Source organism: Halorubrum sp. Atlit-28R (assembly GCF_003665955.1).
GTDB classification, from domain to species: domain Archaea; phylum Halobacteriota; class Halobacteria; order Halobacteriales; family Haloferacaceae; genus Halorubrum; species Halorubrum tropicale.
In genome coordinates, this window is sequence record NZ_QPLS01000008.1 from 107,983 (window position 1) to 133,219 (window position 25,237).

Annotated in this window: 20 protein-coding genes and 2 pseudogenes; 10 read left to right on the forward strand and 12 right to left on the reverse strand. The window is 55.3% G+C overall.

Features of this window, described 5'->3' with window-relative positions; all coding sequences use genetic code 11:
* Positions 1-186 precede the first annotated feature (186 nt).
* Positions 187-759, forward strand: coding sequence for a response regulator (locus DVK06_RS13025; RefSeq protein WP_121600594.1), 573 nt, complete (start codon positions 187-189; stop codon positions 757-759).
* Between the two features lie 93 nt (positions 760-852).
* Here the strand turns inward: DVK06_RS13025 and DVK06_RS13030 are convergent, their stop codons facing one another.
* The 4 genes from DVK06_RS13030 to DVK06_RS13050 form a co-directional block, all read right to left on the reverse strand.
* Complete coding sequence (locus tag DVK06_RS13030) at positions 853-1,890, reverse strand: HAMP domain-containing sensor histidine kinase (RefSeq protein ID WP_121600572.1); 1,038 nt, start codon at positions 1,888-1,890, stop codon at positions 853-855.
* Between the two features lie 593 nt (positions 1,891-2,483).
* The gene (locus tag DVK06_RS13040) at positions 2,484-2,828 is read right to left on the reverse strand and encodes a winged helix-turn-helix domain-containing protein (protein WP_121600574.1); all 345 of its coding nucleotides are present in this window, start codon (positions 2,826-2,828) and stop codon (positions 2,484-2,486) included.
* 147 nt (positions 2,829-2,975) lie between these two features.
* A complete protein-coding gene (locus tag DVK06_RS13045; RefSeq protein WP_121600575.1) occupies positions 2,976-4,520 on the reverse strand; it encodes a bacterio-opsin activator domain-containing protein in 1,545 nt (514 codons plus the stop codon).
* A 322-nt stretch (positions 4,521-4,842) separates the two neighbouring features.
* Positions 4,843-6,156 carry an RNA-guided endonuclease TnpB family protein gene (locus tag DVK06_RS13050; protein WP_121600576.1) on the reverse strand — a complete coding sequence of 438 codons (1,314 nt, stop codon included), beginning with the start codon at positions 6,154-6,156 and terminating at the stop codon, positions 4,843-4,845.
* 1,436 nt (positions 6,157-7,592) lie between these two features.
* On the opposite strand from DVK06_RS13050, the pseudogene DVK06_RS19325 reads away from it, so the two are divergent.
* The 5 genes and pseudogenes from DVK06_RS19325 to DVK06_RS13075 all read left to right on the forward strand — a co-directional run.
* Positions 7,593-7,936: pseudogene (locus tag DVK06_RS19325) on the forward strand (PIN domain-containing protein); the annotation flags it as partial.
* Positions 7,937-8,015: 79 nt separating this feature from the next.
* Complete coding sequence (locus DVK06_RS13060) at positions 8,016-10,928, forward strand: PAS domain S-box protein (protein ID WP_158600088.1); 2,913 nt, start codon at positions 8,016-8,018, stop codon at positions 10,926-10,928.
* 170 nt (positions 10,929-11,098) lie between these two features.
* Positions 11,099-11,368 (forward strand): hypothetical protein, encoded by a 270-nt coding sequence (locus DVK06_RS19030; RefSeq protein ID WP_199718685.1) that lies wholly within the window; start codon positions 11,099-11,101, stop codon positions 11,366-11,368.
* 17 nt (positions 11,369-11,385) lie between these two features.
* Positions 11,386-12,777, forward strand: coding sequence for a DUF6498-containing protein (locus tag DVK06_RS19330; RefSeq protein ID WP_233561723.1), 1,392 nt, complete (start codon positions 11,386-11,388; stop codon positions 12,775-12,777).
* 678 nt (positions 12,778-13,455) lie between these two features.
* Positions 13,456-13,848, forward strand: coding sequence for a hypothetical protein (locus DVK06_RS13075; protein WP_233561724.1), 393 nt, complete (start codon positions 13,456-13,458; stop codon positions 13,846-13,848).
* 44 nt (positions 13,849-13,892) lie between these two features.
* Here the strand turns inward: DVK06_RS13075 and DVK06_RS18335 are convergent, their stop codons facing one another.
* Both DVK06_RS18335 and DVK06_RS13080 read right to left on the reverse strand, forming a co-directional pair.
* Positions 13,893-14,453 (reverse strand): hypothetical protein, encoded by a 561-nt coding sequence (locus DVK06_RS18335; protein WP_137705262.1) that lies wholly within the window; start codon positions 14,451-14,453, stop codon positions 13,893-13,895.
* A 119-nt stretch (positions 14,454-14,572) separates the two neighbouring features.
* Positions 14,573-15,478 (reverse strand): winged helix-turn-helix domain-containing protein, encoded by a 906-nt coding sequence (locus tag DVK06_RS13080; RefSeq protein WP_121600580.1) that lies wholly within the window; start codon positions 15,476-15,478, stop codon positions 14,573-14,575.
* A 108-nt stretch (positions 15,479-15,586) separates the two neighbouring features.
* Here DVK06_RS13080 and DVK06_RS13085 point away from each other — a divergent pair, with 108 nt between their 5' ends.
* The 3 genes from DVK06_RS13085 (at position 15,587) to DVK06_RS13095 (ending at position 17,885) form a co-directional block, all read left to right on the forward strand.
* Positions 15,587-16,348 (forward strand): CPBP family intramembrane glutamic endopeptidase, encoded by a 762-nt coding sequence (locus DVK06_RS13085; RefSeq protein WP_121600581.1) that lies wholly within the window; start codon positions 15,587-15,589, stop codon positions 16,346-16,348.
* Positions 16,349-16,690: 342 nt separating this feature from the next.
* On the forward strand, positions 16,691-17,326 hold the full coding sequence (locus DVK06_RS13090) for a PH domain-containing protein (RefSeq protein ID WP_121600582.1): 636 nt from the start codon (positions 16,691-16,693) through the stop codon (positions 17,324-17,326).
* Positions 17,319-17,885 carry a PH domain-containing protein gene (locus tag DVK06_RS13095; RefSeq protein WP_121600583.1) on the forward strand — a complete coding sequence of 189 codons (567 nt, stop codon included), beginning with the start codon at positions 17,319-17,321 and terminating at the stop codon, positions 17,883-17,885. Before DVK06_RS13090 ends, DVK06_RS13095 begins: the two co-directional genes overlap by 8 nt.
* 92 nt (positions 17,886-17,977) lie before the next feature.
* On the opposite strand, the gene DVK06_RS13100 is transcribed toward DVK06_RS13095, so the two are convergent.
* Complete coding sequence (locus DVK06_RS13100) at positions 17,978-18,733, reverse strand: transcriptional repressor (RefSeq protein ID WP_121600584.1); 756 nt, start codon at positions 18,731-18,733, stop codon at positions 17,978-17,980.
* Between the two features lie 132 nt (positions 18,734-18,865).
* Positions 18,866-19,297, reverse strand: a complete 432-nt coding sequence (locus DVK06_RS13105) for a hypothetical protein (protein WP_121600585.1) — start codon at positions 19,295-19,297, stop codon at positions 18,866-18,868.
* A gap of 1,114 nt (positions 19,298-20,411) precedes the next feature.
* Here DVK06_RS13105 and DVK06_RS18340 point away from each other — a divergent pair.
* Positions 20,412-21,935, forward strand: coding sequence for a DUF6498-containing protein (locus DVK06_RS18340; RefSeq protein ID WP_147438084.1), 1,524 nt, complete (start codon positions 20,412-20,414; stop codon positions 21,933-21,935).
* Positions 21,936-22,292: 357 nt separating this feature from the next.
* Here the strand turns inward: DVK06_RS18340 and DVK06_RS19335 are convergent, their stop codons facing one another.
* The 4 genes and pseudogenes from DVK06_RS19335 to DVK06_RS13130 form a co-directional block, all read right to left on the reverse strand.
* The gene (locus DVK06_RS19335) at positions 22,293-22,466 is read right to left on the reverse strand and encodes a DUF5684 domain-containing protein (protein WP_233561725.1); all 174 of its coding nucleotides are present in this window, start codon (positions 22,464-22,466) and stop codon (positions 22,293-22,295) included.
* 1,051 nt (positions 22,467-23,517) lie between these two features.
* Positions 23,518-24,759, reverse strand: a complete 1,242-nt coding sequence (locus DVK06_RS13120; RefSeq protein ID WP_049933324.1) for an RNA-guided endonuclease TnpB family protein — start codon at positions 24,757-24,759, stop codon at positions 23,518-23,520.
* A 9-nt stretch (positions 24,760-24,768) separates the two neighbouring features.
* Positions 24,769-24,909, reverse strand: coding sequence for a DUF2080 family transposase-associated protein (locus tag DVK06_RS13125; protein WP_121600587.1), 141 nt, complete (start codon positions 24,907-24,909; stop codon positions 24,769-24,771).
* 212 nt (positions 24,910-25,121) lie between these two features.
* Positions 25,122-25,237 (reverse strand): annotated as a pseudogene (locus DVK06_RS13130) (IS630 family transposase); the annotation flags it as partial.

Below are 25,237 nucleotides of genomic sequence, written 5' to 3' on the forward strand. Positions count from 1 at the left end.
CGAGGGGAAACCCCCTCGCCTCCGTCTCGCCCCCCGGTCGGTGACACGTAGCCAGTTAATTGTCAGCCCTTCGGGTTGGGGAGAAACCAAGCAGACTGTCGTTCGGCGTGTACACCCACTAGAAACTGTCTCAGAAGCCGGGTTATTAAATGCTGTAGTGAGTACTAACACTACGTGACGGCCGATATGTATGTTGACAGGCCGCGGGTGCTGCTCGTTGACGATGAGAAGGAGGTCGCCGACGCGTACGCCCTCCGGCTGGACGCAGTGGCTGATGTCACGGTCACTTACAGCGGTCCTGAGGCGTTGTCTGCGGTCGATGAGTCTGACCCGCCGGATGTAATTCTCCTCGATCGGCACATGCCGGATCGATCTGGTGACGACATCCTCCGTGAGCTACGAGAGTACGACATTCACACCCGGGTTATCATGGTGACCGCTATCGACCCGGGACTGGAACTTCTCGACCTACCGTTCGACGACTATCTCTGTAAACCGGTCGACCGTGAAGACATCAGGGCTGCTGTCGACCAGCAGTGTCAGGTCCTCGCATACAAACTCCTCGGCCAGTATTTCGGAGTCGAATCGAAGCGAGCGGTTATCGCCGCTGAGTTGCCACAGGACCGTCTCGAAGACCACGACCAGTTCTCGTCGCTTGATGAGCAGGCCAACAGTTTACGGGACCGCATTTGTCGGCTTCTCCCCGACGCAGACGAGCTGTTAGATCAGTTCACCGGTATTGAGCGCGAAGGGTACTGATCTCCGACAAGAGACGCGACCCGGGCTGAATGTTGACCCGACTCGTCTCCCGACTACACTAGTCAAGGAGGCCTCTGGTGCTTTTCCCGCTAACTAAAAGGTGATTTCAAACCGCGCACCGCCGTCATCCGCTGCTGTGAGCGTCAGATCCCAGCCGTGTGCTTTGACGATTCGGTCGACGATCGCTAGGCCAAGTCCGGTCCCACCACTCTGCGTTGAATACCCGGGAGTGAATACGACGTCACGCTTCGCGGGTGGGATCCCCGGTCCGTCGTCTGCGATATAAAACCCCCCTTCGACTGGGTGAACAACTACCGTCGTGCTCTCAGCTGTCTGATCGCCTTGGGCGCCCGAATGGCCTTTTGGTGGTGACTCTGTGGTTTGTTCGCTACCCGTTTCATCGGTTGAGACACCGTGTTCAACGCTATTTCGGAACACGTTTTCAAACAACCGTTGGAGCCGATCGGAGTCCGCGATAACCGTCGGCAGCGACTCCGAAACCGTCAGCTCGACTTGTTCGGTATCGATCGACTCCCATGCGTCTCTCGCAGCGGTTTCGATTGCGACTTCCTCTGTGGGTTGAACGACAGCATCATCGCGCGTCAGCGTTAGGACATCACGGATGATCTGTTCCATCCGATCGTGTGCGTCTGCGACCGACTCGAAGTGTTCGTGGTCACCGGTCTCCTCTGCTGCCTGTAGGTGGGCCTTCGCGACGTCGAGCGGGTTCCGAAGGTCGTGGCTGATAACGCTGCTCACTTGATCAACACCCGGTGAATAGCCTTCGTCGGGACACTCACGAAGGTCAGAAAACACGAGGTATCCGGTGTCGTCATCTGACGGGATTACGCGAGCAAAGAACGGGCCTCGGTTGCCGTATCCGTCCAGACGGATGCCGATCCGATCGCCGCGGACGAGATGTGAGACTGGCTCTCGATCACCGGTCGTATCGCAGCTGTTGAACCGGTCGAATATCGTCGACACGCGTCCGCCCACCAGATCCTGTTCGAACTGCTTCTTGAAGACATCGTTCGTGGCAGTCACGCGAGCATCGTCACCGTCGACGGTGTATGCGAGCGCAGGGTCTGGAAACTCACGTAACGGAATTGCCGTGTGACGATCGTCACTCATCGGTTGCTCACATCTCTATTTGGTATTGTTACCGCGCCCGCTTCTCCGTGCGAGTACGCATAGTAACTGGTCGGACCACCACCCGATACAACACCTGTCATCACTTTGGCCCGGCTACCTGTTTAACATTATTTCTTGCTTCTATGTCAGAAACACTCTTTTTTATAATAGATTTTATATCTAAATGAAACTATCTATATTGGGAACCAGCTATGCGCTCCGAGCAGCGCGTTTCAGTATCTGTGGCGTGACAAGGAAGTCAGCGACAGCAACCCCCACCATCGCTAATCTAAGTGTCTGATCTTCAACAACGAGGAACGCGATAGCTACGATAATCGTGGCCGTCATAGCGGGTATCCCCCAACGGACGACCGGACTGCGGAATACATTCGCTGATTGCGACATACCAGACCATCAGTATACGATCATATATTGATGTTGGCGTGTTTCTGAACCAGAATAATACCCGGTAGAACCATTACCGCTGTCACAACCACGCGCACTGCCGCCCCGCTGATCGAGACCTCAGACCCGATACGACTGACTGGCCGCAAGCGTGTGCTCATGTGGGCAGACCAAGCGTTCCTTCAGTCCTAGAAACTCAGACTGACCGACGCCTCAATATCGCCACCGTCGAGCGACACGGAAAGGTGCTGTGCGGAGGCGCTGAACTGCTCCCGGTGGTGGCCGTCGGGTGCGACGTAACACTCGCTCGTGACCAATCCGGCGTCCCGAAGTTCATTGAGACGCCGGTAAGCCGTCGGCCGAGAGACGTCGGCGGCCTGCGCGACAGCGCGCCCGCCGCGAGGCTGTTCGGAGACCGCCTCGAACACTCGCCGGGTGTATTCGTCTCCGAAGAGGTCGAGCAGCTCTTCCGTCGATAGCTCGTCGGTCGGTTCCTCAGTCCGGTCGCCGCGCGACTTGTGTCGCACTGCCATGTGACGATGATGTAACGGAACACCCTTGATGGAATATGCTCAGTATTCAGAGTCTCCGCAGCGAGGATATCTAACTATCCAGACTCGTCTTCGTGTGAGAGCAATCGGCTGCACGCCGATTGGCTACGACCCGGCGAATTGCGACCGCTATCCGCTACTGTCGTCGTGTTCGTCGTAGAATGCGTCCAACAGCTTTCGCTGGCTCGCCCGGAGATGGTGGAGCAGCGTCGATCCGGTAATCCCGAGCGATGTCGCAACCTCCTCGGCCGTACTTCCACGCGGGGAAGTAAAGTAGTCCGCGAGATACGCCGTTCGCAAGACGGTTGCCTGTCGGTCAGTAAGCCGTTCATTGAGTTCGTTCCGGAACTCCCGCGCGGTCGTCGGTGAGCGGGTTTTGTCCTGCCGTGCGAGAACGGGTGCCGGTCCGTCATCGCCGAGCACGTTTGCCAGCCGACGCACGTTTGCGTCGGGAGACAGTTCGACGATCAGCTGGCTGTTATCACCATTGAACATCCCCCCCTGTATTGTCGCACCACGGTTGATTGCTGTAATGAGCGGAACCTCCTCACCTAGCGTCACCTGGATCCGGCCGCGCTCTGCGTCCGATTGACGGATCACACGACCATCCTGAGCACTCGGAAGCGCTTCGAGGGTCTTGGCGACAGTGTCCGGATTGGCACCCGATACCGACAGGAAACACGTGAGACCCGTATCACTCGCCATTACCGTCCCCTCAAGTGTGAGTTCCGCATCGCAAGTATCGCTCACACGTACCAGCGGAGAGTTCTCTGTGAGTCCGAACGTAACCTCGGTGAGGGTGTCGGAAAGCAACAGCTTCCGATTCTGTGTTGCGTTGATCGCGTACCCGGCAAGTTCGCCGAGTGTCTCAAAACTGGCCTGTACGTGATCGCTGAATGCGGTTTCGGTTCCAGCATAGACACCGACGACGCCGTACACGCTAGAGCTGTACACCAGCGGGAGCGCAAACACCGACTGAACTCCGTCTGCGAATCCGGCGGCCCGAACTGCGTCCGGGACTGATGGGTTCTCGCTCAACGACTGAACCAGCGTTGGGTGTTGCTGTGTGACCGCTCGCCGTTCTGGAGTAGCCTCTCCCTGTTTTATCGCCTCGCGAACGGCTGGAAATAGCTCTCCTTGTTCACCCGCAACGCCGGTGATGACGAGTTCGTCACTGCTGACTGCGTACTCGCCAGTCCATACGAATCGATACTGGTCCGATGTCCCCAGTTGGTTCCGGATTGTCTCCATGATCGCGTCTTGGGACGTAGCTCCGACCAACCCCTCAAGCACGTCGGCGATCAGCGTATCGACCATCTCGGCCCGCTCGGACTCCGAACGAAGCCGTTCGATCGTTTGCCTGTTGGTGCGTTTTTCAGTGATGTCGGTGACGTAGACAGTTGCTGCATCGCCGTCAGGAACAACTGACACGGACAGCCAGCGGTCAACTTCTGGATAGTACTCTTCGAATGCTACATCAGATACCGATGTCCCTTCGAACGCCTTGGTGAGAGACCCTTTGACAGACTGGGGAAACACCTCAGCAATTGGCTCATCGTCGGGTGTGTCAGTTGTAAGAATATCGGCTGCCCTATCATTCCACGCGCGCACCATCCCATCTCGGACGGTGATAACTCCCATCGGTGCTTCTGCGAGACGATGTTCCAACTCCATTCACGTGGGGACCTCCTCGTTGTATCAGTGTTTTCCCGTCGGCCAGTATATACGTGTCGTCCGGTTGATCCGCGGTTCACGAGCGTATATCCTAGTCACTAACACCGGTGTTGTTCTGTCACTGTTTCAGAGTGAGCAACCCAAGAAGTGGATTATAGGTATAGTTGTAGAATACAGCATATGCCCTTGAACACCCAAGACCGTCTAATTTCTCAAGTCTGGCACGTTGTGATTCTCGGAACTATAGCCTCACTACCCGCAACTGCTGTATTGACATCCTCCTCCGCGTGAACACGGAGGAATCCCGACCGCAGTTGGGATATTAGGGTTTGCAGTCCACCACCTCTCGTTGCGGTTGGAATCCGCAGGAGAGGTCATACAGGTGGACTGCTGGCTGTGCCAACCAGCCGGTACTCTTATCTCCACCCAAATCGGGCGCAGACTCGGAGTTACTTTCGTTGATGTCGAGACGGATGTTCTCCGCCCCATTCACGTCCGCATTATACGCAGCATCACAGTCCTCACACACATACAGGCCGCGTTCGACACGCTGACTCTCGTCTTCTCTCCCACAAACGCAACACGTCTTACTCGTGTCGCGCTCGGACACTTCCACGACTTCGATTCCCTTGACCTTCGCCTTGTATTCGAGAATCGAGGTGAAGCGGTCAAACGCCCACCCGTGCAAATCGAGGTTGCCATGTTTGCCCCAGTTCTTCGAGTTGCCGTTCTCGTTCTCGCGTACACCTTCCAAGTCCCCGATGTTGATGCGACCCACACCACGCCCGATACATTTCTCCACGATGTGTTTGGCGAGACTGTGGAAGAGATGGGTACGGCGTTCCGACCACTTGTGATGGAGTCGCGTGGCCCTGTCGCCACTGCTGTCGTCGCAGTTGGCGATCTCCTTCGGGAAGTAGTAGCCGTCCTGCTTCAGGCGGTTGCCGGGGTAGAGGTCAGCGTCCTCGGTGCTGTATGCGACGGCGGCGAAGTTGCTGATGCCGAGGTCAATACCCGCTGTCTCGTTGCCGGGAGCGTCGGGGGTCTCGATCTCGTCCTTACAGACGAGGTGTAACTCCCATCGCTCCTTCGATTGGTCGTAGACAGCGCGAACTTGTTGTAGGTTCTCAACCGTGACGCCGGGGCGTGTCTCGTACTCGACGAGGATGTATTCCCGCGCTCGGGGGTGTTCTTTGTGATTCGCGCCTTTTGACAGGCGAACGCGGTTGTTCTTGGTGTCGTGACGGATGCCATACTGTTTCCACGTCACCGTCGAACGGGGGTGTTCTTCGTGGACGCGGCGACCCTCGTCGTCGTAGTAGTTTTCTTTTCGGTAGCCGGGCGGATTGTCTCGTTCATCGTCGGAGCCGCACCACGAGTTGAAGGCTTCAGCGAGTTCCTCCAGAACGCGCTGACTGGACTGGCTGTGTAGTCCTTTGTAGTTGGGATGGGTCTTCAACTCGTCTTTCAACTCGTCGTGGTCGGGAATCTCGCCCGTCTCCTCCCACACGCTGCGGGAGTGGTAGTTGGCGACGTTCCAGAGTTTGCTGGCACTCCACCCGTGCTGGTCGAGCGACTCCACGACCTGCGAGTGGTTGCGGATTGTCGCTTGATAGGTGCGATGGACTTCCAGCATCGTGGAACGCCTGTATAATCGCTTATAATTGTTCTCTTTGTAAATATTGGGATTGGACCGGATGAATATCCAGCGGTGCTATCGACGGTGGACTGTGGAATGGGTCGTCGGATTCATCCCGCGCCTGAAGGCGCGGGTATTCTCCTTGCTGCTTATAATTGACGCAAATGCGGCGATAACACCTATTGCTGTAAGTGCCACCGCACTCCCCACACTCAGAGACACCTCTCTCACTCCTGTCTTTGACTTGGAAACGTCATTCTGTGTTTCCATATACCGTTCTCAAACGACGTTAGCTAATGATAGCGAAGACCGAGTTTCTGGCCGTGAAAACCCGTTCTGCTCCGACTAGTTCATTCAGAGTGGTGTGGAACCACTGATTGACATCCTTCTCCGTGTAAACGCAGAGGAACCCCGACCGGTGGGAATTTCGGGTTTACAGTTCGCTCACCCTGCTCTTTGTCGGGTCAGATTTATCTCATCGAATTCTGCGTTTCTGCTCCCGAAACACTCTATTAGCCATTATTAACGCGATTATCGTACAGAACCACATGATACTGGAACATTATCAGTCATCGTCTCTTCGCAGAAAAGTTTGTTTCTTGATAATTAATGCGGGTCGCTGTGGTTCCGATCGAGCTAACTACTCTGCCGCTGTCACCCGGAGATCATATGCTCTCAGTACGGACAGACAGTCACTAACGGAGGAATCGTGCCGTGGGTCGGCTACCGTCCATGGACTCTGAGCAACCACTAGTCTTCAACGGAGATAGCCGCTGGGTCGTCGCGTTCGTGGCGTTACTCTTTGTACACAACGAGATCCACGAGATCGCGCACACGGGGGTCGGTCGTCTCATTTGTGGTGCGTGGGGCCTACGAAATTTCAACAGTTGGCGGCTCGCTTGTTCGAAAACGCCGGAAATTGTTCTGGCACCACTCGCAGGACTCCTCTGGAGCTACGGGTTGATGTGGATCGGGTATCGGTTATTGAATCCGGCAGAGTCACCGGTCAAACGGTCCGTAGGATTTTGTCTCGTTTTCGCGACAATGCCCTTCGGTCGGCTGTACACCGTGGCGCAGTCCGGAGGTGACGAAATGGTCATCCTGCGTGGAGCCTTCCCGACCGTTGATCCGACCGTGCGCCTCGCAGTCGGCCTCAGTATCGTTCTGCTACTTATTGGTCCCCCACTATACCGGGCCGCTAGTGTACTGTCAGAGCGACGGCGGTGGATTATTTTTACCGGGATGCTTCTCATTCCGTTTGTTCTATTCTTAATTGCCGTACTGCGAATTGCAAATCCACTGCTCGCATCCGGGGTCTTGGCTAGTGAGGGGCTACTCGGCTCACCGCTCCTCGTGAACCTCTGGACCGTGTTCTGGGTGATTGCCTTGCTTCTATCTTGGCGACGATTGTCCGCGACACTTGTACCGCAAGGGGAATCGACTCACCTGACCTCCCCGAGGCGGTGATCGTCGACGATGTGCTCGCAGAGACGTTGAACGGCCTGACGACGCACGCTGGGCACTCCGCCGCCGTCGATTTTTCAATCGACTCGACGAGAATGCGCGGATTCACATCGACTCGCTCACGTCGGACGGGTCTGCCACGGCGAAAGGACTCTTTCGGCAGTACGAGCAGTTCTCGTTCGTCGATGCCGCGGTTGTCGCGTACATACAAGCAGAAGTACTCGGCTACCTCTACGCGTTCGACGACGATCTCGACGCCGCCGAGGATGTTGACCGATTCGATACCGCGACAAACCTCTATCGACCCGGGTGACTCCTCTGGTAAATTAGCTGTCCACCGGCCTAGCACGGGCGTAGCGTTATTATTCTATAAACCTCAACCCACAGAGAGAATGCCCGAGGCCTTCACGCAACGACACCCGACGATTGGCGTGGTGGGGCCAGCGTCGGTCGAAGAGACACTCCGAGACGCGCAAGATTCGCTCGATGTGGCCGTTTCGATAGCACCTGCCGGACGTGACGCTCCCGGCTCAGTCGATGAGTTCGATTGTGTGATTGCCGCGGTAACGCCTGAGTTGAGCAGCGCCGACCGGACAGACGCCGATACAGCCGCGTCACTGACCGAGGTCAGCAACTGGGCGGTCCGGAACGCCGCCCGTAACTCCGTTCCTCCGGTGGTGTACATCGCCCCTACGGAAGCATCGATCGCTGAAGCGCTTGAGGCCGATGTATCGGAGTATCTCCCGTGGGAACTGCTGGTCCAGTCGCCGACGACAGTGCTCAAGCGGGTGATCGCCGCGACGGAGGTACAGCCGACCCCTGACTACCGGACCATCTACGACAACGTCTCTGAGCCACTCACACTTCATGACCCCCAGACGGGAGAGTTGATTCATGCGAACCGGCAGCTTTGTGAGTTGCTGAAGTATGACCGAGCTGAGCTCATTTCGATGCAGGTTGGCGACTACACTGCGAGCATTGACGGGTACGATCAGGCCGCTGCCATGGAAGTTATCACCTCCGCCACCGAGAGCGGAACTGTCGGTCCACTTGAATGGCCGCTTGAGACGGCTGACGGCGAACACGTTTGGGTCGAAGCAACGTTGACGACAGTCACGATAGACAACCAGAAACTGGTGTTGTCGACCGCCACGGACGTAACCGACCGTCGACGGCAGCGCCGTCAGTTCCGCGAGATATCGACTCATATCGATGAGGTGGTATATCTAGCACGTGCGGACCTCTCTGAGGTTCTCTTTATTAACGAGGCCTACGCAGATTTGTTCGACCAACCGGTCGAACGCCTGTATGATGACCCGATGGCCGTTCTCGATGCTGTTCACCCGGATGACCGCGAGGCGTACCGCTCGGATCTCATCGCTATGAGCGAACATATCCGCGAGGGAGAGTCGGGCCCGTACACGTTCAGTCACAGACTCCGCGTAAGCGGTGAGACACGTTGGGTTGAGGTACGCGGCTATCCGAGCCGAGGCCCAGGCGGTGCCGTTGATCGGATCGTGGGGGTCATTCGAGACGTTACCGACGCGCGACGTCGCGAGCGCGAGTACGAGCAGATATTCAACGGCGTTACCACTGCGATCGCAGTCCACGACCCCGACACGGGTGAAATAGTCGATGTGAACGACAGTTACGTTGAGCTGTTTGGGTACGACTACGATACGATCCTTCAACAGGGGATCAACGGTCTCAGTGTCCCTGATGAGGCGTATACCGGTGCACGAGCAAGAAATCTCATTACCGATGTAGCCGAGAATGAGGAGGATGAGACCATTGAGTGGCGAATCGAGACTGCCGACGGAGAACACCGTCTCGTCGAAGCGAACCTCACAGTCGCAACCGTAGGCGGACAGCGCCGTGTCCTCGGCTTGATACGCGATATTACCGAACAGAGACGCCGCGAGCGAGAGTACGAGCAGATCTTCAACGGCGTCAACGACGCTATCGCCATTTTCGACCCAAAGACGCTCTCTTTTGCCAGTGTGAATGATTCGTACCTCGAGCTTACAGGATGCGACAATATTGAAAATGTTCGCGAACTCGGTATTGAGGGTCTCAGCGCAACTGAGGACGGGTACACAGCGGAACGCGGTAAAGAACTGATTCAGGCTGTCGCCCGTTCGGGTGAACCGAAGACCATCGAGTGGAAACTCACCCCGCCGGACGAAGAGCAGTCATGGATCGAGGTCACGTTGGCGACGGCTGAGATCGGTGGTGAACAGCGAGTCCTGTCGATCCAGCGTGATATCACGGAGCGAAAGCGTCGCGAACGAGAGTTCGAACAGATCTTCAACGGCGTGACGGACGTGATCGGGATCTACGACCCGCAGACTGCGGAGCTGGTCGACGTCAACGACACCATGTGTGCGATCCTCGGGTATGACCGCGACACGATCATCGATATGGACCCGGAAGAGGTGACGGCGACAGCACTCGGATTCGATGCGGACACGATCGGAGAAGTCGTCCGCAACGTGGCCGAATCCGGGGACCCGGTGAGGGATATCGAGTGGGCGTTGCGGACCGCCAGCGGCGATGTCGTATGGCTTGAGGTTAACGCGACCCTAACAGAGATTGGCGGCGAGCGGCGTGTGGTCACTATCGCTCGGGACGTCACTGGACGGCGCGACCGCGAAGAGCGTGTACAAGTGTTGAACCGTGTACTGAGACACAACGTGCGGAACGATATGGACGCGGTCTTGGGATACACGGCTTCAATTGAGGAGACGGCGGAAGACGAGACCGTCCGGGAATACGCCGAAAGCGTTCACAACATTGCGAACGGCCTCTTGGAACTAAGCGGTAAAGCGCGTGCCGCCAGTCAGATGCTTCAGGACAATGACGACCCGGAAAATCGCAGGGTTGGAACGGTACTGGAGTCCATCGTCGCCGACCTCCGTGAGTCTCACGACGAAGCGACGATTCAGTTGTCCTCCGCTGAGGCTCCCGCACCGGCCGATACAGCTGTCTTTCGGTTGGTCTTGAGTGAACTCGTCGAGAATGCCGTCGAACACGGCGGGGACTCCCCGGAAGTCGAAATTGAGACGACGCCGTTTACGGCCAATGAGGAGACGCGAATCACGGTGCGTGACGACGGACCCGGAATCCCCGACCGCGTGCTCACTCCGTTCCAAGCTGACGGTGAGTCGCCGTTCCAGCACAATCATGGAATCGGCCTCTGGCTTGTCAACTGGGGCGTTCGGCAGCTCGGTGGCGGTATCGAGTTCGAGCGACCCGCCGATGGCGGAACTGCCGTTCACCTTTCTTTACCAAATGTATTGCGTTGACGGCTGTAAATGAAGTAGCAGTCCCGGTTCCAAACAGGCTCGTTCGGCTTTGTTGAAATTCTTCGCAGGTGATACGTTCTACTACGATTACGATCAATACAACCTACGACGTCACGTTCTTTTTTTGACTCTCTCGTAGTTGGGTGAATGTCTCTGCCGAGGTCGCAAGAATGAGTAGCGAAAACGGAAGTCCGACAACATCTGACAGCAGGATTCCCATTGCTTGCCCGCCAATGGCACCGACCATTAACGATGTCATCGCTGTTAACACACCTGAGACGAGCCCAATCCCAGCGATAATCATTGCTAAGGCATGTTTAAGCCTCATCACAGTGAATTTGACAGCTGGTGCCTTTTATGCTGTTTCAGAACTAGCCACGACAACTGTGAGAAGATCATCAACACAATATCACAGGGACATATCTATCACGAGCAAATAATTCGCGACATGCGCGGTGTGCCCTCCACAGTATCGAGGCGGTCAGCTACGGATCTCGTAATCATCGGTACAAATCTGCTCCCTTTGGCTGGCATAGTCTATGGCGATTGGAATGTTTGGACTCTTTTGTTACTCTACTGGATTGAAGCATTTAGTACAGTCCTCTTCGGCGTGCTAAAGTCGTTGTTCGCAAAGCAAGGATCCCCCGATGTCGTCGGAGAGCGAGAACCACTTCATGAACTACGGCACAAACGAGGCGGTTGGCGCCCTCTCCCAACGCTTCCACCGATATACCCCCGCAATGTGCCTTTTGCGCTGTCAATACTCGGGATCTGGGCTTCCACTATTGTGCCGATTACGATACTCTCCTGGGTGTTGGTTGAGACATCAATAGCGCTTTCGTGGGAGGTCGCTGTAAGTATTGGTGCCCTCATAGTCGCACACGGCATCGAGTTTCACCGTGAGTACTTGGGGGCCAAAATATACAAGAATGTGTCCGCTCGTGAAATCCTACAACAACCGTCCCAGCTCACGCTCGGGGTGATGTTTTTGGGGGTGATCGGCCTATCAATGGGCCAGTCAGCCGGAGTAGCTGTGCTTGGGGGATTTGTGATTATTAAAACAGTTCTCGCTGTATCGTGGGAGTCTGCCGGTCCAATAGCAAGCGCATTCCAAGGACTCTTTGACCGACTCAGTGCTGACCGCGAGTTCAGTCAGTCGCAACCAGAGCTTAGCCTCCCAGATGAGCCGGTTCAGGCACGTGTGAAAGTCAACCCTCGATCTGTACTACTTGGAAGCACCACCACAATACTACTCACGGTGGTCAATCGCGGTGTCGCGCTGCTGCTGGTTGGCGTTGTCGCCGCAATGGTTACAGCGCATTTTTTGTGGGGTGGCATTGGCCTCGCCGTACTACTGGGAATTTTTATAATCCGAGTTGGGAGCTACTACCTCCGGTACGGCACTATTGAGTACCAACGGCGTGGTGAGAAACTTGTCGCGTACGACACCGTACTTGGTGCGCCACAGTGGTTGGTTCCGATTCACTCACAAGCACGATTTGAAATCAAGAACGCCATTCCTGACCGCCTATTCGGTACCGGGACACTACGGATTTCAAACGTTGAGGCAGCCCCAACAAACACAGTTCAGTTTGGTCCTGTCGCTGATCTTGACCACGCGACTGAGACACTTGACCTGCCGATCAGACACGAGGAGCGCCCTGAGCAGGATCTCGCGGTCGTGGGTGCCGCACTCATGTTGGCACTGGTTTTTCTTAGTGTTCCACTACTGTTGCTCGGCTCTCCCCAGGTGAGTGGGGCAGAAATGGCAGCTGTAATAGTCTTGATCGCACCGTTTTTTATGATTTTACTCAGTATTCTCGTATATGCGATGCTCGCTCGAATCTAAACGACCTGCGAGGGCGAGTTCATCAACCCACCGAGGTCGAAGGGAAGTCAGACACTCGACTCAGTGTTTTCTCTTCTGGAGATACCATTCAACCACTTCTCCCGACACCGCTCCAGTTGTTCCCGCATAGCATCCAACTGTAACCTTCACAGAGCGAGAAGTTCCCGCGCTCATTCTGTGCGGCTTTTTATGATTCGTAGTTGACGCCATTTGGCTCGGATCAATGTGTGGCCCGTCCTGCTAACGAGATTATGTTTACCGCTGCTGTTGAGGGATGTGCGACACGGTCACAATTATTTGTCGGAGAGAGCGGCTTCCGATATAGAACGGAAAGCGCTCGCAGCGCTCAGCTTACGCCGAAACAGCGGACGCTTTCGGTGATCACCTCGGCTGAGCCTCGAAGCACTGTGTCACCTCGTGGAACTCGCGATCAACACTCAGCAGAACCGTGAAATACGATTCACGGACGAAGTCGCAGTTGTTTCCTAGAGACACTCTATCAAACAGTTTCACCGCCAGAGACACCCCGAACGGGTTTAATCCAAAACCACATCAATAGCAATACGCCTTCCAACGATGAATCGACACACGCGTTCGTCACCCGACTCCGTCACGAGACGTCGAGTTCTCGCAATTGGTGCCAGTGCCGCCGTAGCGTCCACCGCCGGCTGCTCGACAGTGCTTGATGCGATCGGCAACCAAGTCTTCGAAGAGGTCAACCTCCTCAACCAGATGAATCAGGAGGTCAGCGGGTCGATCGAAGTCGTAGATCCCGAGGGCGAGACGGTCCTCGATACCTCGTTCAACGTCCCCTCGACCGAGTCAGACGGTGAGAGTAATATTGTCGCCTACGCCGACGTATGGACCACCACCGGCGAGTACCAAGTTGACTTGGAACTCGCGGATACCGTGATATCAGGGACCTCACAGCTTAATCAGCAATTTTCGATTACTAGTACTGAAGAGGACATCGTCGCTATCTCTATTGGCTCGAGCGATGAAAGTGAACCAATCGCGCTTCGAGTCGGAGAGTCGTTCTCGGATCTCGGTCAGACAAACGCGACCGGCTAACTGGGGACAAAGAGTTTCGCGAGTGTCCATCTGATAGCGGGGTCCTAGGCTGAATCAGCAACAAACAACACAAAGCGCCCGGCTGCGTGTACCAACACTGTCACCGGAAGCCCGATTGCGGCTGCTAGCACGGTAACTGAGAGTATTGTCGGAACGTTACCCACTGAAACCGCTAGTCCGAGCATTGTGAGGAACCCACCGATGAATATTCCCGCCGCGACCGTCTCTACTGTCCGGATGCTATCATATGCTAACGTCTGCGTACTGCGGTCTCCGACGAACGGGACTCCCCGACGATCCACCTCTAAATAGGCGTAACTGAGTAGCACGACTGCCAAACCGAGTAGTAAGACAGTACAGAGGAGAACGATGGCGGTTCCGCCGGCGAGTATCGACTCTTCTCCGCCGATCGCTGCCAATGATCCGAAAGCCAAAAGCGGGATAGCAAGTACTCCGAGCGCTATCACCACCACGGAAATCCCGGCCCAGACGTAGAGTCCGTTGCGTGAAAGCCACGTGTATGCTCGGTCTGAGTACGTGTTGGAGTGTGCTGTAGCTCGGTCAACCTCCGGGGTAGACCCGCTTGTCTGGGCGTCGTCTGTCATACCGGCTGATCGATCGTCTCCGGTATACCTCCTGTCGTGTGTCTCGGGCCGAGAAACACGGCCAAAGTCAGTGTCCCAGTGATATCTTCGCGGAGATCCCAACGGCGCTGCTGCCGCGGTCACCGTGTCGGTTCTGTATCGCTCACGTCGTAGCGCCGAACGCGACAATCTTCGTCGAGATCGAACTCAATTGACCCGTCAGCGAGACGGACTACAACCTGCGCGGCGGTTGGCACCGCGTCACCGGTACGTACGTTGCTCACCTCCGTAAGACTGTGCGGTCCGATCTGCGCATCACGCGGACGCAGACCGTGTGCCGCGTACAGTGACTCGACGGCGTGATGGCCGAGAACCGTCTGTGCGATCGGGATCGGATACGATAGCCAGCAGGTGTCACATGCCGCGGTGGCATACGGTACGTCTCGGTGGAGATACGTCTCTGGAACGGAGTCAGAGGGGAGCGATAAACCCGCCGCTCCCCAACAGTGCGGGCAGACCCCGTTACGCAAGAGCCGGACGTCACACGCGTGGTTTCGGAGCGTGGAGTCGATAACTGCGTCGAGTGACCGGTTTTCAGTTGCCCGCGGCGGCGTCGGGTACGCAACGGCGGCGCCGTGGTCCGGACAGCCAATATACAGGTGGTGCTCTCGGTACGCAGCGACGAGATGCCGATCGCAGTGGGGACACCTATACTCCAGCTCCTGCTCTTCGATTTCGTACCGTTTGTCGCCGTTCTGTGTCTTATAACTCCCCGCCCGAATTGCGGCCACAATCTCCAAGGCGGCTATTCGGGGACGATATCGCCCGTCCACCTTCTGAATGAAGTCGTCTTGAAGCTCGGACAAGTGGTAGCTGAACCGGCTCGTGTCCTCAACGCCGACTTGCTCTCGTAGCTCGGAGAACGTCGGCCACTCGGATGACCACGCTTCGTCGTACTGATCTGCGAGAGTTAACAGGATACGGACCCGTGTTTCGTCGGCCAACGCCGCATACGCTGACTCACTCCCCTCACGTTCACCTGTCATTGGTGTACAACACTGCTGTTGTTTCCGCTCGGGTACCTGATTTGTTACCGAATCAACTTAATAGTCGTCCAGATAACACTTACAACCCAATCACTCATTTCGTCATCTATGGTCGATTTGCCCTCCACGCTAGAAGCGGACGTGCCGAATCAACTTAATGATGAGACTGGTGCCGCCAGTGCGGTGGCGTTTCTCGCTTTCACGATACCGATCACCGTTTTGTTGAATTTGGCTGCCTCACTTGCTGCTGTCTCAGCCGTCAGTTCTGATGCCAGGGAGACGCTCATATTCATCGCTGGAAGCGCCGCGACCGAACTTTCATTTCTGCTCGTTGGCATCGGGTACGTTTCATTTCACTCGTCGTTCCAGGTTCCGGTTCACGTTCCAGACCGAGACTCTGTCTCTGCTCTCATCGGTGGACTGGGGATGAGTTTCGCAACCGCGTTCCTCTCGCTTGTAAGCACTGACGCGGTTCTTCCGAGTGTCGAACTCTCTCCTGGATTTATGCAGTACACAAACCTCGCAGCACCGACGGGTGTCGGCCTCGTCATCGCGGCAGTCCTGTCGCTTGCGTTGATCGGTCCTGTCGAGGAGTTCTTTTTCCGGGGCGTCATCCAGCAGCGGCTCCGTGCGTCGTTCTCGGCTAGAATCGCGATCGGTACGGCCGGCCTCGTGTTTGCGCTGTTTCACGTCTACCCCGTCCTCCTCCTGTCGCCGCCGATGGCCGCAGTTGCTCACATGACGCTTTATTACTCTCTGATGGGAGGGATATTCGGGTGGGTGTTCGAACGGTCGAATACCTTTGTCGCGCCTGCGCTCGTTCATGGTGTGTTTAATGCCGTGATATTTGTCGCGCCCCTACTCACCTGAGATCCGGTGAATTCGCGCTTCGAGGCTTGAAACACTGCTCTGGGATTACCATTCGAAAGGGTACACCGTTGAGGTAGCCGCCGGTCGGAGGCGGTATTCAGATAGGTATCCGACTGATGAGCATATCCCATCGCCGTGGCATAGTCTGGTGAGATCGCCCATCATTTTTTCCGCTCTCCATCGGCTTCTGGGACGGTTTTGACTGATCGACGCCAGCGATGGGGCCTAGCACTTGCTGCCGTGCTCTGTCTCCTTGATACCCGTTCAGCTACCTCTTGCGACACCGTGTTCCGAGCCGTGAATTTCCTCACTATTTTGTGGGTTGGTCATCTGGGATAATCCATGTCTGATACGGCCCTCCAAGACATATCAGAAGACGGCTCAACGGATTCCTCAGAGTTGGATCTCGACTGGCTCACGCTTGAAGACGGCGAGTCTATCCAGTGGTCAAGTACCCCACACAAGTACAGCGTCCTTCCTGCGTTTATCATTGGGATTCCGCTATCACTCGTCCTTATTGGCATCCCAATTGTTGCTGCGTCCTATCTTCAGTACACCAATACGAACTACGTAGTCACCAATCGTGGCCTCTACAGCAAACGTGGGGTACTCTCACGTGACGTCCAACAGATTGGGTTCGACAAAGTCCAAAACATCTCGTACTCACAGTCGGCGCTCGGCTCGTACTTTGGATACGGCTCCGTTGACGTCAGTACAGCCGGCGGATCTGGGATCGAACTTCAGTTTCGGAGTATCCCTGCCCCAGCCGCAGTTCAGGAGCTGATTGCTAGAGAAATTGATAGTCGACAGCAGACCGAGTCCGACTCGACGAAAGAGGATGTTCTTGATTCGATTCTTACGGAACTACGCGTCATTCGGCAGGCCGTCGCCGATGACCAGAGTGGGTCCCAGACCGACTCGACTGCCTCGTCTACTGACGAGTCAACACATACTGACACAGGTAACACAGATGAGTGACGGCTGGTGGTATCAACACGACGGTGAACGCGTTGTCTGGAAGGGTCGCCCGCGTCTCTCAGCGGCTCTTCCAGACATAATCGTTGGAAGCTCTATTTCCGTACTTGCCCTTATCGGCGCTGTCAGCGTCAACCTTTGGTTGCTAATGGGGGTCCCTGTCGGCGTTGCGGTTCTCAGCTGGGGGCTACTCAGGGTACGACGGACGCAGTATCTCTTGACGACACGAGCAGTATGGGCGAAACGAGGCGTCCTCGGACGAACAATTCGTCGCGTCCGTGTCGATAAAATCCAGAACACTTCATTTTCTCAATCCGCCACAGGCTCGTTTTTCGGCTATGGGAGAGTGTCTGTTGAGGTCGCCGGAGGCCGCGATCTGGAGTTTCGCCGGGTTGATAACCCGAAGGATGTCCAGACGACGCTCGCGGAGTACATGGGTAGTGAAGAGTACGCGATCCCCGGGTCCCGAGAGCAGTGGGAATCTGTCCTCAGCCTTGTCCGTGAAATCCGCGCCACGGTGGCGCCCACCAGAGATGATAGCGAGCCTTTGACCGGAAAATAAGGGAGTTCATATTGGGTCTCAAACGGTCTGCTGCCAATATTGAAGGCTGTCAGTTACTGTCCCCCGTCAGCGTTAGCAGCGTCGGCGAGAGATCACGTGGTGACCGGGAGATTAGTTTCCGGTAGGATAACCCGTTTATAAATGATCAAGTAGGAAACTGTCGCGAGAAGATACACCCCGACTGTCGGCAGTGGCGGCCAGTTCAAAATAAAAATCACGAACGCTACCCAGAATCCGGCTAATAGAATCCCACACAGTGAGACGACATGTAACCCTTCCTGTGTCTGAACTTGGACGTCGCTCCCCGTCAGCAGCCGGACGCTGATCATCGCCACAGTAAGTGTCGCCCAGGTCAAGACCGGGAGCCCGAATACTGTCCATATGGTGACCGCTAACTGTGGAGACTCACTGAGCAGTATTGGCCACCCGACTATCCCGAGTGCTGCCCAGCCAATGCTCCGAAAGAACTCTTCTCGCAAGATTGAACGGACGCGTGGGTGGTCAAGGAATTCGCGGAGGGGGTGCGTTGGAGTAGTCTCATCGGCTGTCAGCGCTTGCTTTCCTTCCGGCGATAGCGGCCACTCCGACTCCGGGTGGTTGAGATAATACAGGGTCAGTGAATCAGCGAACGACTCCGTCGCGACGACCCCGTGTTCCTCGAGTTCCGTTAACCGGTTCCGGACAGTCACCTTTGAGACGTCTGGCTTGATCTGCTGTTGAATTTGCTGGAGCGAGAAGAACGGCCGATCTGCTCGATACATCGTTTCGACGACGTGGCGGCGGGTGAGTTTGGTGTTTACCCGCTTGTCCTGGGGCAGTTTTTGTGCGATCCAAGGTGGGAGGGCCATGTGTTATGGGTCGGTCACGCGCAATATCTTAGCGAGTCAAATTGTATGTTTTGCTCTGGCGGGGCCACAGAGCGGTGCGGTGCTGTTTCAGCAAGTGAGACCGCTCGGAGACTGCGAGGCCGGCCCAAAGAGTCAGGTAGTCGCTGTCGAGCCTCTGCCCGTCGGGTGAACGTACCAGTACCAGAGGGAAGTCACGGCCGCGACCGCGACGTAACCGAGCGTGATCCACTGAGCGGGGTATCCACCTCTTATGACGAGATACACCGCGGCGACACCCCCGAGCATGATCCCGAGGGCGAGGCTTACGGATATTCCGCTTGTCGTCTGGACGCGAAGATCTGACTCGGTCACGCTCCGGATTCCGATAGCACTTGCCGTCAGCACGGCCCAGGTGACCACGGGAAGTCCGAAGACCGTCAGGGGTGTCATGTTGAGCCAACTAATTTCCATCGTCGCTAGCGGCCAGCCGACGAGTCCGGCTCCGAACCAGACGATACTTCGTAGCAGTTCCGTGCGTACGATCTCGCGTAATCGTGACGTCATGTCCACGCACTCGCCTAGCATAGCAACCGGTAAAGCAGCGCCGAGAATTTTGTGTTCACAGAGGCGGATTTTTCGAGCGCAAAGGAGGATTTGTATCCGGAAAGCAGAGGGATCGCGTCACGGACTGTCGCGCCAGGCGGTCACCAGCCGATCGTATTAATCCTGGCGTGAGATGCGGGAGACAGCGAAGGCTCGCAGCCAATCTTGAGCTGTCTCTAGCGCGACGTTGCTGAAACTATTCGTGGCCGAGAACTTCGTCGCTCTATTTTTCAAAAAATACGTTCGATGGCATTCCAATGTCCCCTGCGGGTACGAGTAACGGCTTCGTGGCAGAGTCAGTGATCGACAGTTCATAAAGCTCAGATCCTCAACCATCCGAATCAATGGGAGTAACATAGTGATCCCGGGGACCCCACGATATCAGTCGAGGGGGCACGTCACTCTGTATACTTAGACCGATACGTCTCGTCGGGTCTGTATTATTAGCTCTTAGTTACAGGGAGATCCAGCGCACAGATACTACCGAAGACGATGATGCGTATATTTCAATATCCAACCCCTGTGAGACACGGGTTCTACGAGCAACCAGAACTCAGCATCTGTAAGCACTGGCGGGAAAGGGCCCTCGACAGGCTGTTGCCGGGAACAGAACACTCAGTTCGACGATCGAGAGGTCATTTAGGAGCCAGTTCCCGAAATCACATTGCTTGTCGCCCGCTCGGTACAGATCTTTCAGCACTACCCGCGGCAACTCAGTAACGACAACGTTGAGAGCCATGTGCTTACAACAGACACTCTATCCGATCGGACTGGCCAGTACCAACATTGCGATAGGCTGGCTGTCTTATTACTTATCTGAGCCGATCCTTGGGGGGCTGCTCGTCGTGGTTGGGGTCTTTGTCATCCTCACCTCAATAGGAAGTACTCTCAGTCGGTATAAATCCGTACTCAGTGATCAACACTGACTACAGCAACCATGGCTTACTACTATTAGATTCGCTACCGGGTATGTACATGAATGCCCTCCACAGCACCTGTTCAAAAGTCACGAGACAGAACTGTGATTGATCCTCGGGATATCTGTGTTCCACGCCCAGGGTACGCGCAGCTGGTCACTTCGCCACCACGTCCGTAGATGAGCTCAGCAGCGACAACTCACGACACAGGAGCTAGTCGCATCCCAGATCCCGAACTATTGGCTCTTCTCGTGGCGAATCTGGTTCCGATTGTCGGGATTGTTGCGTTCGGCCTGTCGATTTTAGAGCTGCTGACATTATATTGGCTTGAGTTCGGCGTCGTATGTTTTTGGGCGGTTGTTCGAGCGACGTTTGCCGGGCGGCCAATGGAACGGAACGGGGATCCAATCCTGTTTGGGGCGATTGCCACAAAACAGACCTCCATTTCACTCCCGCTGACAGGTGCTAATATCCGACTACTGACTATTCCGACACTTTTGTTCGTAGTACCAATTATAATCGGACTGTGGCTATTCGTCGGGGCACTGGTTGTTGGCCCCGTGGCAACCGCAAATCCGGATGCCAATATCTCGTCGTGGCTCATTATTGGCGCGCTTGGAATCTTCATCGCGGAAGGATGGCGAACAGTCACTACGTACTTCCGAGATGGTGATTACCAAGGTCATAATGTCGCAACAGCTTTTCAGAGTGTCGTCACTGAGGGCGCAACCGTACTCCTCGCGAGCACCATCGCGCTGCTCACCGCAGCTCTGGTGGTTTCTAACGGCGGGGCTGGAGAGACCTCTCGTGCAGTTGAACGGGTTGCGACGGGACCACTTGTCGCTGTAGTAGTCTCGATTAGGCTCCTCACCGATCTCGCAGGATATTATCACGATGGCCGACTCGGTGCGGGACTGTGGTCACTCGTCGGTCGTGGGGAGGCGTACAGTCCCCCAGAGCGTAAGACGATTGAGACAACGCTATCAGGAAATCCCACAGATCTGCGCCCGTCGCTCTCGGGACGACTGCTGCCTACGGCGTCACATTTCCGGACACACCCTGGACCGTGGTTGCTGACACCACTCGCCTTTCTCGCCGCATCACTTGCTGTATTCGATGGTGCTATCCAAATAGCGGGTGGCATCATGCTTCTCGGGATCGGCGTCCCGCTTGGTCTCATCCACCTCGACTACTGGATCCGGTACGTTGGTGTTGAATACCGGTTAGATTCGAAAACTATTGTTGCGACTGATACCCTGTTTCAAACCCCTCTTTGGCGGTACGAATCGCTAGCTGATCATGAGATCCGAGTTGAACGTGACCCCGTCGATAGGTGGTTGGACACCTCGACGGTATTCGTTGACCGCGGTGACAGGCCGACCAAGCTACCACGACTCGGAGATACGACCCCAATCACGGACTCACTTGTTGGCGCGAGTCCCGCTGACAATGACGCTGGTGCCAATTGGAACGCGAATACGAACGGGCCAGACACTATGGTGGAAGTTGGCATCGAATTGCTGCGGTTAGACAGTACAGCACCTCGTATGTCGCTTGCGTCGATGGCTCTGTTTGGAGTCGTCTCACTGATTGGGTTGGTGATAGCTGCTGAGTTTGAAGGCGGCGTAGCAGCAGGCGTCTTCGTATTTTTGTTTACTGCGATTCCGCTCGTCGGACTTATCATATATCAAATCAAACAATAACTAACGCTGTTGGCCCTCCAGTATTAGGCTGCGGTTCCACGAATTTGGGACACTAACCCATACTGGAGAGGCGTCGGTAGAGATACCTCTATTTGACAAATGGATAGTGCTGGTGGACGGGGCGGAGGGCCGTCCTTCCAGCGGGGGTGATCAATGGAGCGTCGCGGGGGAGTGGGTGAGCCTCCCATCCGTTGGGGGAGGTGAGCGATGGGAGAGACTCAGCGACCGGATATTTGTTCAAGACCGCCTCCGGCCGGCGGCTACCTGTATCTAATACTGGGAATAGTATCAAGCCCGTAGCAGCGTTTCATCGGGAGAAACACGGCGCAGTTGGGCCTCAATCGGATTCTTTGAGTGTTAGGCCACGCTCCCAGTTGAGCCAGTGGCATCGTTATACTGGTAGCCACCGAACCCGAGAAGTGGGTAGAAAATGAACGATATGAAGGTGAGTCCGAGACCAAATAGAACCCCCTTATTGAATCTGCCAGCGACATCGATACTAACCTTCAGCGTGGCGAAGAAGTTGATCACCGGGACGAAGAACAAAGCAATACCATGCGTTTCCGCTCACCTTGACCAAGACGTAGAGATTGTATATCGGAACAATCGCGGCCCAGCCCGGTTTACCAGCTTTTTCAAATACTCTCCAAAGTCCGGCAAAAATCAAAATAATGAGTCCTAGTGTAACGAACAATTCAATATTGGTACTACCTGTTCCTTCTATCGAAACGGATGAACTCAATGCTGATCGCATCAATCACCGAATTCTCACACATTAATAAGAAATCCAAGTCACCGTTTCACGCTCTGAATTACGACCGGTAGAACGCTTATAAGCCGAGGTGTGCGTCACGTGTAATAACGGTATACCCCTGAACCGAGAGCACCTCGTCACGATACCGATTCGCGATTAGCTGTTGTGGGACACGTCGTAGTCCGAACCGTCGATTTGAGGTGTATGTCACGTCAATAGTTGTGTATTCACCCGAGCTGCTAATCGTCGACGTATATGTGGCCCATGGTTGGTCATCAACCGTAACTTCTGACTCAATTACACATCCACCACCTGCTGTCGAATCCGTTTTCGTGTGCACAGTCATGTCGACCGATCGAAGTCCAAACAGGTACGAAACGGAATATATTGCTGTGTCACCCTCTGTGAAGACCTTCTCCGCCAGACCCCATTGAATTGCGAGAACAGGCGGTAGGGGGCCGGAGAATTCGTCCATAACAGTACCAAGATCGTCACTAGTTCGAAGTCGGAACGTCCCATTTGACTGCAAAATAGGAAACCGGACCCCAATGATGAGGATGGCTGCGACGAGAACAGCTTGACCCAATGCTGTCACGAGATATGTGCCGACGAATACCAACCACGCGAGAACGACGACAAGTGCGTTGAGTGGACGTTCGCGTCTAAGATATTGCTGTGCGACATCAACCGCTTTTTGTGAGCGCTCAGAATCCGTGGAGGGCATCGTGGAAACCGTTGATGACAAGAAATGTTACTCTTATGTTTTGGTACAACTTTTCAATATTAGGAGAGGTTGAAACGGTGAACACAGAAGTGAACTACCCCACCCTACTCGCTCACGGCTGACGCCGTTCGCTCCTTGAGGGTGGGGCTTCCTGCTTCCACGACGCGCTTTGCAGACACGGATGTATCCGCAGGGAGCGCAGTCTCCACAGGCGTTGATTCGGAGTGAACCACTCCTACTTCTTCAAGACCACGAGAAAGAATATTCCACGCCGCATTCGCGTCCCGATCCGCTTCAAACCCGCAGGAAGGACAAGAGTGTTCACGAACCCACAGCGGTTTCTCGGTTTTCACGCCACAGGACGCACACTCTTGGGTCGTGTCTTTCGGGTCGACCTCTACAAAGTGCGTGCCTTCACGGTCGCATTTGTATTCGAGCATCCGCTTGAACGTCCCCCACGCCGCCGACGCCCGGTTTCGAGAGTTGCCCGGTAGTTCAACCAACCCTTTCGCGTCCAAGCTCTCGACGGCCACCAAGTCGTACTCGGTGGCGTAGTAGTTCGACAGCTTGTGCAAGAAATCACGTCGCTTCCGTTTTAGATCGGCATGGCGTTGGGCAACGACTTTCCGTTGTTTCTCCCAGTTGTTCGACCCATGTTCTTTCCGTGAGAGGTCGCGCTGGGCGCGTTCCAACTGTTCGCGTTCGTCGGACAAGTCAAGTGACCCGACAGCAGTGCCATCGGTATCGTGGGCGTATTTGAGTATCCCAACGTCGATCCCAACACATCGCTCGGGGCCGGTTGGTTTCTCCGGTGTCTGTTTGCCGTCGACAGCGAATGAGGCGAACCACTCACCGGTCGGCTCTTTCTTGATCGTGACTTCTTTGATCGTCACGTCGTCGGGGATCACTCGGTGGTTCACGATTGGAATATCCGCGAGTTTCGACAGTGACAGTACAGGCTGGCCGTTCTTACTATCGAACTCGAAACCAGACTGTACGTAAGTGAAACTACGGAAGTCCTGTGGGGCTTTCCAGTTGAGACTACCGACGTTGTAGCCCCGCTCTTTCAGTTCGGAGAGAGCTTTGATGCTGTCTTCGATCCGCATAACAGCGGCTTGTGCGACTGTCGAGTACAGATCGTTCAGTTCCTCCCACCACTCTTTGAGGTCGGTGAGTTGATCCCGAACCTGCCGCACTCGTTGGTTGAGTGTCCCCGCCGAGTCTGGGATTTGCTCAAATTTGTTGAGTGCGTGGTTGTAGAGTTGCCTACAGGTGTCACGGTGGTAATCCAGTTGCTCACGCTGTTCGGGCGTGGGATTGAGTCGGAACCTATAGGCGTAGTACATTGGGAGTAGCTATTCGTCGGGATCAGACGTTCGGACGATTTTCACGTCTGCGCCACGCCACTGTTTCGGAACGAGAACGTGTGCGCCGTTTCCGGTGGCTTTCACCTCGCCTTCGATGACTTCGTGGCCTTCGATTTCGTGTCTATCCATCACCTGTATTTATACATTGTTTCAACGTAAGTGTGTCGGTACGTGGGGCATGGAGTAGTGATACAGAGCAGTGTATGTGAGGCGATGACGGCGGTGTATCCCCTCCCTACTGCGCTACTCGGCCTCCGGCCTGCGTTGCTCCTTGAGGAAGGGGGCTTACCGCCTGTATTCAGCTAAAATAAAGCAAATGGATCTATTACCTATAGTAGTTGCTAGAAATAATTACTCACTTTTGGAATCGAGAGTTGATCAAGAGCACTGTCGATCGCTGTTGTAAGTTCGTCGAGTGAGTCGAAAAAGCGGTTGCTGAGAGCTGCTTGGAGCTGTC